This is a genomic window from Paenibacillus sp. JT31N17, from assembly GCF_056269255.1.
Window position 1 is genome coordinate 23,187 of sequence record NZ_JBWDNP010000005.1, and the last position, 11,942, is coordinate 35,128.

At 53.0% G+C, this 11,942-nt stretch carries 9 protein-coding genes; 3 read left to right on the forward strand and 6 right to left on the reverse strand.

Features of this window, described 5'->3' with window-relative positions:
- Window positions 1-3 precede the first annotated feature (3 nt).
- Window positions 4-2,004 carry an excinuclease ABC subunit UvrB gene (gene uvrB / locus AC0YOB_RS17950; protein ID WP_475793947.1) on the reverse strand — a complete coding sequence of 667 codons (2,001 nt, stop codon included), beginning with the start codon at window positions 2,002-2,004 and terminating at the stop codon, window positions 4-6.
- Between the two features lie 283 nt (window positions 2,005-2,287).
- On the opposite strand from uvrB, the gene AC0YOB_RS17955 reads away from it, so the two are divergent.
- Together AC0YOB_RS17955 and AC0YOB_RS17960 are read left to right on the forward strand one after the other, a co-directional pair.
- Entirely contained in the window at window positions 2,288-3,082 is a 795-nt protein-coding gene (locus tag AC0YOB_RS17955; RefSeq protein ID WP_210038965.1) for a flagellar motor protein, read from the forward strand.
- A complete protein-coding gene (locus tag AC0YOB_RS17960) occupies window positions 3,066-3,848 on the forward strand; it encodes a flagellar motor protein MotB (RefSeq protein WP_475793948.1) in 783 nt (260 codons plus the stop codon). Before AC0YOB_RS17955 ends, AC0YOB_RS17960 begins: the two co-directional genes overlap by 17 nt.
- Before the next feature lie 273 nt (window positions 3,849-4,121).
- On the opposite strand, the gene AC0YOB_RS17965 is transcribed toward AC0YOB_RS17960, so the two are convergent.
- From AC0YOB_RS17965 to ftsE, 5 genes are all read right to left on the reverse strand, one after another.
- Window positions 4,122-5,417, reverse strand: coding sequence for a PDZ domain-containing protein (locus AC0YOB_RS17965; RefSeq protein ID WP_475793949.1), 1,296 nt, complete (start codon window positions 5,415-5,417; stop codon window positions 4,122-4,124).
- 138 nt (window positions 5,418-5,555) lie between these two features.
- On the reverse strand, window positions 5,556-7,022 hold the full coding sequence (locus tag AC0YOB_RS17970; RefSeq protein ID WP_475793950.1) for a S41 family peptidase: 1,467 nt from the start codon (window positions 7,020-7,022) through the stop codon (window positions 5,556-5,558).
- A 160-nt stretch (window positions 7,023-7,182) separates the two neighbouring features.
- Window positions 7,183-8,355: a murein hydrolase activator EnvC family protein gene (locus AC0YOB_RS17975; protein ID WP_475793951.1), complete on the reverse strand. Its 1,173-nt coding sequence runs from the start codon at window positions 8,353-8,355 to the stop codon at window positions 7,183-7,185.
- A gap of 12 nt (window positions 8,356-8,367) precedes the next feature.
- On the reverse strand, window positions 8,368-9,285 hold the full coding sequence (gene ftsX, locus AC0YOB_RS17980) for a permease-like cell division protein FtsX (protein ID WP_475793952.1): 918 nt from the start codon (window positions 9,283-9,285) through the stop codon (window positions 8,368-8,370).
- Window positions 9,275-9,961, reverse strand: coding sequence for a cell division ATP-binding protein FtsE (gene ftsE / locus AC0YOB_RS17985; RefSeq protein WP_475793953.1), 687 nt, complete (start codon window positions 9,959-9,961; stop codon window positions 9,275-9,277). The genes ftsX and ftsE overlap by 11 nt, the downstream gene beginning before the upstream one ends.
- A gap of 298 nt (window positions 9,962-10,259) precedes the next feature.
- Here ftsE and AC0YOB_RS17990 point away from each other — a divergent pair, with 298 nt between their 5' ends.
- Window positions 10,260-11,816: a VanW family protein gene (locus AC0YOB_RS17990; RefSeq protein WP_475793954.1), complete on the forward strand. Its 1,557-nt coding sequence runs from the start codon at window positions 10,260-10,262 to the stop codon at window positions 11,814-11,816.
- Window positions 11,817-11,942 lie beyond the last annotated feature (126 nt).

Consider the following 11,942-nt stretch of genomic DNA (forward strand, 5'->3'; position numbering starts at 1 on the left):
TGCTTATCCCGCTTCCGCTTTAAGCTCCAGCAGGGCATCACGAAGCTCGGCAGCACGCTCGAACTGCAAGCTCTTCGCCGCGTCCTTCATCTCTGCCTCCAGACGCTGGATAAGCGACTGGCGGTCCTTCTTGGACATTTTGTTCGCACCGATGCCTGTCAAATAATCGCTCTTCTCCTCGGCAACCTTCGTTGCCTCGATGACAGCGCGAATCTTCTTTTGAATGGTCAATGGAGTGACGCCGTGTTTCTCGTTATAAGCCAGTTGAATCGACCGGCGGCGCTCAGTCTCGCGTATGGCAAGCTCCATGGAATTAGTGATCTTGTCGCCATACAGGATAACCCGTCCGTCGGAATTACGCGCCGCCCGTCCGATCGTCTGGATCAGCGAACGCTCCGACCGCAGGAAGCCTTCTTTGTCCGCATCCAATATCGCAACCAGAGATACTTCCGGCAGATCCAGACCTTCCCGAAGAAGGTTGATCCCTACCAGAACATGGAAGGTTCCCATCCGTAAATCCCGCAGTATGGCCATCCGCTCCAAAGTCTTGATGTCGGAATGAAGATACCGCACCTTGATGCCAACTTCCTTCAAATAATCTGTCAAATCCTCCGACATCTTCTTGGTCAGAGTCGTCACCAGAACACGCTCATCCTTGGCGATCCTATCCCGTATCTCCGTCAGCAGATCATCGATCTGTCCTTTGGTCGGACGCACTTCTATAACAGGGTCCAGCAGGCCGGTAGGTCTTATAATCTGCTGCACCATCTCCGGACAAAGCTCCAATTCATAAGGTCCCGGCGTCGCCGAGACAAAGATGGTCTGCCTGCTCTTCTCCTCGAATTCCTCAAACCGCAGCGGCCGGTTGTCCATTGCCGACGGCAGACGGAAGCCATGGTTGACCAGCACCTCTTTACGAGCCCTGTCTCCATTGTACATCGCCCGGATTTGTGGAATTGTTGCATGCGACTCATCGATGACTATGAGCATATCGTCCGGAAAATAATCCATCAAGGTGTACGGTGTAGCCCCGCGTTCGCGGAATGTCAGCGGACCTGAATAGTTCTCGATGCCTGAGCAGAAGCCCATCTCCTGCATCATTTCCAGATCGTAGCGTGTACGCTGCTCCAGCCGCTGCGCCTCCAGCAGCTTATCCTGACTGCGAAGCTCGGCCAGCCGCTCCTCCAATTCGGCTTCGATATGAGTGAGCGCGATTTTCATTTTCTCCTCATGGGTGACGAAGTGAGAGGCCGGAAAAATTGCGACATGATCGCGTTCTCCGACAATCTCGCCGGTCAGTACATCGATCTCGGTTATCCGCTCGATCTCGTCTCCGAACAGCTCGACGCGCATTGCCCGCTCATTATTGGCCACCGGAAAAATCTCCACGATGTCGCCGCGCACACGGAATGTTCCCCGCACAAAGTTGATATCATTGCGCTGGTATTGAATATCGACAAGCTTATGCAGGATTTGATCCCGCGACTTCTCCATTCCCTTGCGCAGGCTGAGAACCAGACTGCCGTATTCTGTCGGCGAACCCAGACCGTAAATGCACGAAACGCTCGCTACGACAATGACGTCCCGACGCTCAAACAGCGAGCTCGTCGCCGAGTGGCGCAGCTTGTCGATCTCATCGTTAATGCTGGAATCCTTCTCGATATACGTATCGGATGACGGGATATATGCTTCCGGCTGGAAATAATCGTAGTAGCTGACGAAATAAGAAACCGCATTATTCGGGAAAAATTCCTGAAACTCACTGCACAGCTGGGCTGCGAGAGTCTTGTTGTGCGCAATAACAAGCGTCGGCCGGTTAAGCTGCGCAATCGTGTTCGCAATGGTATAGGTTTTCCCCGTGCCCGTTGCTCCCAGCAAGGTCTGATGCATCTTGCCTTCCTTGATTCCCTCCAAAAGCTGGCGGATTGCCTCCGGCTGATCGCCCTGGGGCGTGTATTCCGACTGCAAATCAAACAGTTTCGGCTCCGTTATTTTCTCTACCATGTCTTTATACACCTCAATTCAATGGTATCTATGAAAAAAGACCTATTAAAATGTATGCCCATATTTCCCGATAAAATAGACAGAACTGGCTAATGTTTCATATTTGCTATTTATGAATGAACGCGTGGCGGCTTCTGGCCGCTGCGGGGAAAATCATAAGAATATGTGTTCCCATTTATTATACCGACTTTGGGTGCCGGTTGCAATCGGTGGATCTTGACAAACAACCGCCGGCAAGTAAGTAAATGTTGTCAACCTTGGAGACGGAGTGTGAAGCAATCAAATGGATTTAGCTACGGTCATAGGACTCATCGCGGGATTATGCGCTTTATTTTTCGGTTTTATCTGGGAAGGCGGACATGCGGCAAGCCTTTTTGAGAAAACGGCCATCCTTATTGTCTTCGGCGGAACCTTCGCCGCAACTGCCGTCAGTTTCCCGCTCTCCAAGCTCAAACGTATACCGGGCGCGCTCAGGCACGCGTTCCGTAAAGCGGATATTGACCCGCAATCGATGATTGACCGGATCGTCGACATGGCAACGGTAGCCCGCCGCGAGGGTGTGCTGGCGCTTGAGAATGAGGCGAATGAGCTGGAAGAGCCATTTTTGCGCAACGGCCTTCTCATGGTGGTCGACGGCACGGATCCCGAGCTGACGAATCAAATTCTGGAGCTGGAGATCAATGCGGTGGAGCGCGAACGCGAGCAGCAGGCCAAAATCTTCGAAACGGCGGGAGGCTTCGCCCCGACCATGGGGATCATCGGAACAGTCATGGGCCTTATCCACGTGCTGAGCAATCTGTCCGATCCCAGCTCGCTCGGCCCCTCCATCGCCGTTGCGTTCACGGCCACTCTGTACGGCGTTGCAAGTGCCAACCTGATTTATTTACCGCTGGCTACGAAAATTAAAACGAATACCCATGAGCGGATCCAGCTGATGGAGCTTATGCTCGAAGGCGTACTGGCGCTTCAGGCGGGCGAAAACCCGCAGCTTATCCGAAAGAAGCTGAATTCCTTTATGCTGCTTGAACCGGAAGATCAGCGGGCAAAGAGGGTGGAAGACAATGCGTCGGCGGAGTAGAAGAAAAAAGGGCGAGGCGCCGGAGAATCATGAGAGATGGCTTATTACCTACGCTGATTTGATCACGCTGTTGATGATTTTTTTCGTCATCCTGTACTCCATGAGCCGCATCGACATAGCAAAATATGAAGTACTGTCCCAAGCCCTCCAGCTGGAGTTCCTCAAATCCGATACAATATTGGAAATGGGCTCAGGGATTACAGGCGGCCTGCAGACGGCGCAGCAGCCCAAACCCGCGGAAACCTCCGAGAAGGTGGATACACCCGACAAGGAGACGCTCAAGGAGCAGCAAAAGAAATTAATGGAGCAGGAGCTGCAGGAGCTGCTGAAGATCGTCCAGTCCTATATCAAGCAAAATCATCTGGAAACCAAGGTCTTCGTTGCGGATACGCCCGAAGGGATTAACATCCGGCTGTCCGACCAGTTTCTGTTCGACTTGGGAAAAGCGGATTTGAAAACCAGCGCTAACCCCGTGCTTGGCAAATTGGCCAGTCTGTTCGAAAAGCTGGATAATATTATCAGCATTGAAGGCCATACCGACGACTTGCCCATTCAGACAGGGGGCACGTTCCAGGATAACTGGGGGCTCTCGGCGGGAAGGTCGCTGTCGGTGCTCCGCTATTTTGTCGACACCGCCAAAATCGATCCAAAAAAATTCAAGATCGCGGGCTACGCGGACACGCGTCCCATCGCGCCGAACAACTCCAATGCGAACAGACAAAAAAACCGTCGCGTAGAAATTACGGTACTGCGGAATTTAGGCTAGCAATCCTAATAAACGCCAATATAGGCAACCGAGAAAAAGCATTCATGCCCCGCTTCAGCGCTGAGATGGTTTCTTCTTGCCCGGTGACATGGGTAGAACCCCGCCATCTACCGCCGACCGGCATGTGCCCCTTCGGTGAAGCAGGCTTCATCCTTGTTAAATATAAGCTGTATAAAGGTTTAATATACTTAATTATCCTAATAAATCCCCGCTCTCAGCTCGATATTGAACTGAAACGGGGATTTTTGTCATCGCCGATCACTGGAAGAGCACTTACAACGAGGTCGATGAGGATTCCCGCTGCCGGGCGGCCCGCCTATGGCTGATTAATTCAAACAACGATGCAGGACCAGGCGCTGCAAATTGGTCCGCCTTGTCATCAGGAGCCAGCACGACGCCAAGCTGATGATGCTCTCCGGCATAACGCGCCCGCTGCACGAACTTGATTTGACCCTCGTGATTGAGCACCTCCAGCTTGCAAAAGGCCGAGTTGATATGCAGCGCGGCATAAAGCTCGCTCTTCGTGCGGACACGAACGCCGTTGACCTTCTGCAGCACCTCGCCGGCTTCAATGCCAAGCACGTGCGCCGGTGTTCCAGGAATAACCGCCAGCACGCGCAATCCCTGCTCGTCATGTACGTAGAACGGGCTGTTAGCCGCTTCACGCACCCTTCCGGCGATAATCAGCGCCTCATGAAGCAGCAAGGCGCATATGGCTGCTGCAAGCGTCAGCGGGGACCAGTAGACGGATACAAGCGCCGCGGCCGCGAGAATCAAACCGTATACCAGCAAACCCTGCGAGGTGCTTCGGGCTTTGGCCTCCGGCAGGAGCGTCCGCGTCAGCTCCGAGAACCCGATCATCATTGGAAAACCGATCATCGCAAAGCCCCCGCTCCACATGGAGGTATCGGCAAGCAGCGTTTGCCACGGCAGCAGGATATCACCGGAACCGCCCGAAACTGCCGGAACAAGCATTAGCATCGGAACCGGCCAGTACCCCTGAAGGGCATATGCGCCGACGATTTTGCCGCGCTTGCCTTCCAGGAACAGGGGACTTGCGAATTTGGCTCCCTGTTTGCGGACAAGCAGCGCCTCCGCCAAATGCATCAGCGCGACAAGCAGCAGCAGGCCAGGGATGTCCAGGCCGCCCAGCGAAGCCGCTGCGCGGCCCACCCAGTCACTGCGCTCCGCCAGAGCAGTCCAGCCGACCGCCCATTGCAGTATGCCAAGAAGGCCAACGCTGTAGGCAAAGCACAAAAAACGGATACGGATAACCGCCAGCACCACAGCAGCACCCCACATCCAAAGCACAGCTTCGCCTGTGACGGTGATACCCAGAAACAGACCTATGCATGACAGAAGCACCCCGACGATCAATCCCGCCAGCATCGTGCGGCCCAGCTGCACGGGCCAGGCATGCAGACGGACATGAAACAATTTCCGCTCAAGCCGGGTTTGCCGCATATATTGAAGCATGATCAGAATCACAGAAATATAATAAAAAGGAGACAACAACAGCTGAACTGCAGCTGACCCCGCCTGCCGGAGCATTTCCAACAATACATCCACAGCTTCAACTCCCTTATCGAAATAGTGGTGCCTTTTAAATGCCATACGGTCAAAAAAAGAAGGCTAAAGCTGCCGGCAACACACGCAGCTTCAACCCTCTACAATTTCGACGCCCCCAGGCAAAATCCTGCCTGCTTTTTAAGGGGTTATATCCAGCTTGCTTTTCAAGACCTCTACCGCCTTCAGCAGCTGCGTATCATTGTTGTCTTCCTGAACGCGCTCAATGAGCTTTTCTTCCAGCTTCTCCGCTGTTGTTTTGTCGACTTTTCCTGTGACCGGCAATCCGGTCTGCTGCTGGAAAGCCTTGACGCTCTTCTCTGTCACTTCGCTGAAATAACCATCCTTGCGGTCTGTTTCATAACCGAGACCGGCAAGCATGATCTGCAGGCTTTTGATATCTTCATCGATGGTATCACGAACAAGCGTCTTGGACTTCGATAGCCGGGCAACGGTGTAGTAATCCGGAGGCAGTACTTCCACATCGGGTTTCAGCCCCTTCTCATGCACCCAGTTTCCAAGCGGCGTCAACCATTTGGCGATTGTCATTTTGACCAGACCGCCATCATCCAGCACTTTATCGTAGCTCACCTGGACGGTTCCCTTGCCGAATGAGGTTTGCCCGACAAGCACCGCATTTCCTTCTTCCTTCAAAGCGCCCGCAAGCACCTCGGAGGCGCTTGCGCTGCCCTTATTCATCAGCACCGTGATTGGATAGGATTTGCCTCCGCCCTTGGACAAGGTCTGCTCGCGTTTGCCGCCTCGGTCTTCGACCTGTACGATAGGCTTGCCTTTGGGCACGAACGGCTGGGCAACCGATACGACGACTGGAAGGACACCGCCGGGATTATCGCGGACATCGATGACAAGTCCTTTCATCCCCAGCTTCTCCAGCCGGTCCAGCTCTTCAATGAACCGCTCGCCCGTATTAAGCGAGAACTGGCGTATTTCAATGACGCCGATGCCGTCGCTGCGCAGATTCGCAAACACCGTCTCAAAATCAACATCATCCCGGACAATCGTCAAATGAATCGGATTCGTCACTCCGGGGCGCTGGATCCCCAGCTTCACCTTCGACCCTTTGGGACCGCGGATCTTGGCCACCGCATCGCTGAGAGAAAGTCCCTCAAGCTTATCCTCATTCACGCTCAGCAGCACATCGCCCGCAAGCACGCCGGCACGCTGGGCTGGAGAGTCCTTAATCGCCGATTCCACCGTGATCTTGCCGTCCTTCATCGTCACGCTGGCTCCGACGCCAGAGAACGAGCCCTCGATGGATTCGGAAAATTGATCTGCGGAATGCTTCTCCATATATACGGAATAGGGATCGTCAAGCGCCTCCATCATCCCGTTAATGGCACCGTCCAGCACTTTCGTCCGGTCGACCTCACGGAAATATTTGGTCTCGATCAGCTCCATTACCGTGTTCAGCTTGCCCAGCTCCTTCTCGCTGAGGTCATCCTGCCCCGGCGAACTCGAAGCGGAGCCTGCCGCCACTCCCCCGCTGCCAAGCGCAATCCAACGGTCGGCAAGCGTCAACGTAACGAGCACCGACGCTACCATCGTCAGCAATATGAATGCCGCCACTGTACGACCTTTGAAATGCATGTTTCCTCACCTCATTAAATGTTTGCGTTTCACACAACGAGCCGTAAGGCTGGCATATGTATCCGATTGCAACCTTCCTAGTATATGACAAGCCGCACCCAATTATTTGCATAAACGGGTACGGCATCATAAAAAGCACGGTTCGCTGCGCTGTATGCGGTTATTTCAAGTAAGGCGCCGGGTTCACCGGCACTTCGTTCTTGCGTACTTCAAAATGCAGATGGTTGCCGGTGGAATCGCCGGTACTGCCCACTTCCGCGATTTTTTGCCCACGCTTGACGGTTTGACCTTTCTCCACCTTGATGCCGCCATTGCGGATATGCCCGTAGACGGTCCAAAGTCCGCCCCCATGATCAATGATGACACAGTTGCCGTAGCCGCTCCACCACTGCGCAACCAGTACGACTCCGGATTCCGCCGCATATATCGGAGTGCCGCTTCCCACCGCCATATCCATTCCGGCATGAAGCTTCTTCACGCCCGTGATGGGATGGATGCGGTAGCCGAATGGGGAAGACAAGCGGTATTCCGCCCGCAGCGGCATCCCAAGCTTGCCGCCGGTATAGTAGGTCTTGAGAGACTTTTTCTTTTTCTCGAGATCAGACGCTTTCTTGGCCAGATCAATCAGCAGCTTTTCCTGCTCTTCGCTGATTTCCTCGGATTCCTCGGCCTGGTCCTTATACTTGAGAATCATGACTTCCTTCTGGCTTTCCTTGTCCTTCAGCAGCTCATTGTAATCGTCAAGCTTCGCATACATGACCTTGACATCCGCGAGCGATTTCTCAATTCCCTGCTTCTGCTGCGTAATCAGCTCCTTGTCTTTCTTGTGGCCCTCCAGAATTTCCTGGTCCTGGCCCAGAATTGACTTGAGCGAGTCAAAGCGGTCAATGAAGTCACTGAAATCCGTGGAGCTCATCAGCACATCCAGATAAGAAACAACACCATCCGTATACATCAGACGAATGCGGGATTGCAGCAGCTTGTCCCGGGATTTGATCCGGTCTTCCGTAGCCTGAAGCTCCTCCCCCGCCTTCAACAATTTCTCTTCCGCTGTATCGATTTGCGTTTGAACGGAGTTCATCTGGGTCCCAACATCGTTCAGCTGCGCTATGATTTCATTAACCGTTTTGGCGGTCTCTTCCTTCATTGTAAGCGCGTATTGCTTGTTCTCGTCCGCTTTTTTGCGATTCTCGGCGGCGGCATTCATTTCCTTGCGAACCTTATCCAGCTCGCTGTTAATCTTGTCTACCTGTGATGCAGCTTCCCCGCCGAAGGGTTGAAAGATGTAAACTGCGAATACGACTGCGGCTAGGAGGGCAAGTCCTTTTTTCACGTCTACCTTCACCTACACTTTCAAGTATCTTCTTACCGATAACGTGCTGCCCCAGATGCCAATCAGTGTTCCAAGCCCGAGAAGCAGACCCGCAACCAGCCAACCGGCGTCCTTCAGGGTAATCAGCTTGATCATCATAAGTCCCAGCTCGACCTCGGACACTTGCACAAGCCTTGAATAACCAAACAGCAGGATCGCAATCGTGATGCTCGAACCGATGACTCCGATCAATGTGCCTTCAATAAAAAACGGCCAGCGGATAAAGTTATTGGTTGCTCCGACAAGCTTCATAATTCCGATTTCACGCCTGCGTGCAAGAATAGTCATCTTGATGGTGTTGGAAATCAGGAACATCGCCGTAACGGCAAGACCGATCACAATAACCAGCCCGATGTTGCGGACGGCGTTCGTAATTCTAAACAGCGTTTCTACAGTACCTTTGCCGTAATTCACGCTGGTAAAGGGATTCGATTCATCGGCCATGCCGATCGCTTCGATTTTTTTGGACACAAACGCGATGGTCTGTGGCTCGTATACATCAACCGTAAACTTGTCGGGAAGGGGATTATTGTCCTTGTCATAGCCATCCAGTATCTGCGAAGCGTCCTCGCCGAGGTTCTTGCGCATCAGCTCAAGACCCTTCTCCTTGGATACAAACTCCACCTTGCTCACTTCCGGAATGTTTCCGATCGCTGTCTTGAGTTCATCGATCTTGGTCTGGTCCGTATCCAGCTGCAGGTATACCTGCACCTGTACCTGGCTTTCAAACTGGTCAGCCAGATTATTCACATTCAGCGCCAGCAGCAGGAAAACACCGAGGATAAAAAGCGAAATAACGATCGAGCTGATGGAGGCAAATGTCATCCAGCCGTTGCGGATCACATTCTTCAAGCCTTCGCGTATATGCCGGAGAAAAGTGCTAAATTTCATAGCCGTATTCTCCTCTCGCCTGATCGCGGGCAATGAGGCCATGCTCAATGGCGATCACCCGTTTACGAAGCGTGTTGACGATTTCCTTGTTATGCGTAGCCATGACAATCGTCGTTCCGCGGAAATTGATTTCCTCCAGGAGATTCATAATGCCCCATGATGTCTCGGGATCAAGGTTGCCGGTCGGTTCGTCCGCGACAATGACCGCCGGATTGTTCACGATGGCACGGGCGATGGCCACCCGCTGCTGCTCGCCGCCGGATAGCTGCTGCGGCAGGCTGTTCTGCTTGTTTTTGAGACCTACGAGCTCCAGCACCTCGGATGTCCTTTTCCTGATGACGCGTCTTGGGGCTTCTATAACTTCCATTGCGAAGGCGATGTTCTCATAAGCCGACAGATTAGGAAGCAGCCGGAAGTCTTGAAAGATGACGCCTATGTTCCGGCGCACGAAAGGAATTTTACGAGGCTTCAGCTTGCCGATGTTAAAGCCATTGACCGAGATCTGCCCTTTAGTCGGTATTTCCTCGCGGTAAATCAGCTTCATGAAGGTTGATTTCCCCGCTCCGGACGGCCCGACCAGGTAAACAAATTCATTGCGGTCTATGAGAACAGAAACGCCGCGCAGCGCATGAGTGCCGTCTGCGTACGTCTTCCAAATGTCTTGCAATTCGATCACATTATCACATCCTGTAGATATTCAGCTTATAGGATTTCGACACGTTTGCTTCAAATCCTCTATGATTGTCCTGTTTTTCTGCATTTTTCCTATATTTCATAAATCATTAGCCTGCGGCTTTCGACCAAATAATTACATCCCATTCGACATCTGAAAAGGAAAAACCCGCCTCTCACCAATTGAGCATAAGCATTATAACAGCCTCTGTGATCCAGTTGGCTTTTGGAAAACCCGAGGAAAGAAGCGCGGGTTATTCGCATATACATGTATGAATTGCAGACCTGGGGTGATTGTGGATATGAAGAAACTGCATTTGGCCTTGATCCTTGCCTCTGCCCTGTTGCTTGTATGCTCCGCCGGGTGGGGCTACCTATGGATTTATGCTTCCAGAGATACCGTTCCCGGCGGCGTTATTCTGATTGGACATGATCCCGCACCAACGAAGACGGCAGACGGGGCAATCGTTCTGAAGAATACCGAAACCGTTGATCTCGGCGGACTGAACATCGATACGGCCCTTCAGGAGTTGGACAACAGAATGAACAACGTTATGAGCCTTCCTCTGCGTATCGAGGCCAATGAATCCGGGCAGCAGCAGCGCATCTGGACTTTGGCCGACATGGGAGTGCTCGTCGATTTGGGGGAAGCCAAACAAGCCCTCATGAAGCTGCACGAGGGCAGCATCTGGGAAAGGGCGAAGTTCAGATGGCATTTTCCCAAGGAGCTGACCGGGCAGCTCAGCTGGAATAAAACCGTATTTATGAACAAGATCCGCGGGCAGTGGGGATGGCTGGACGCCAATGAACCGGCCAATGCCAAGCGGACCATTACAAACGATGACAAAGTGGTGTATCAGCCCCATTCCAACGCATACCGGCTGGATACGGAGAAGCTGTTCGCACAATCGCAGAAGGCAGTAGAGGAACTCCTCGCCAAAGACTGGAAAGATCGTCTGAAGGCTGGTCCTGATTCGGACAAGGGGGGGTCGGAAGGCAGCGGAGGGGCCGAAGCCAATGGACCCGCCGGAATTACGCTGCCGCTTGCCGTACGCGTGGTTTCCCCCAATGTGACGCTGGAACGCTTAAAGAATGAGGGAGTGGAACGGAAAATCATTTCCTTCACGACGGACTTCAGCTCAAGCGGAGCCGGCCGCGCATTTAATGTAAGCATGACCGCCAAGACGCTGAACGGCTGGGAGCTGGCTCCCGGCGAAGTATTCGACTATAACAAGGTCATCGCCCTGACGAGGGAGAAATACGGTTACCGGCAGGCGCCGGTCATTCTGAACGGCGAGCTGGTGCCAGGCATCGGCGGAGGGATCTGTCAAGTCTCGAGCACCCTCTACAATGCCGCCCTGCTGGCTGGCCTTGAAATGGTGGAGCGGCGGAATCACTCACTTCCTGTTTCTTATCTTCCCAAAGGACAGGACGCCACCTTTGCCGAGGGCGCAATCAATTTCCGCTTCAAAAATACGACCGGGAAGCATCTGATCATACGGACCGTTGTCGAGAACGGCCGGCTGACTGTGAAGCTGTTCGGGACCATGCCCGCAAATGTGAAATACAGCATCGATTCCAGAACCGTGAAGGTTATAGATCCGCCCGTTCGGGAGGTTCCCTCCAAAGCGGTTCCATCCGGCGGACGGCTCCTGCTTTCATCCGGCAAGTCCGGTTATATCGTAGAGACCTACCGCACTCTGACGAAGAACGGCAAGACAGTCTCGCGGGAGCGGATATCGCGGGATACATACCGGGCGCAGCCTGCCGTCTATGGCGTTTCTGCAGATAAGTCGGGAAGCGGAACTGACAATGTGCGCAAGGGCAAGCAGATTATTGAAGATGGTGTTGCGGAGTAAGAAGAACCCGCTATCGCCGTTCTTTGGCGGCAAGTTAGTTTCTTCCTCACAAAAATCAGACAAGGATGAAACACATGTTATACTTTCTGGTACTTAAAAAAGCTATCCGGGGCTTTTCTGCTTCAA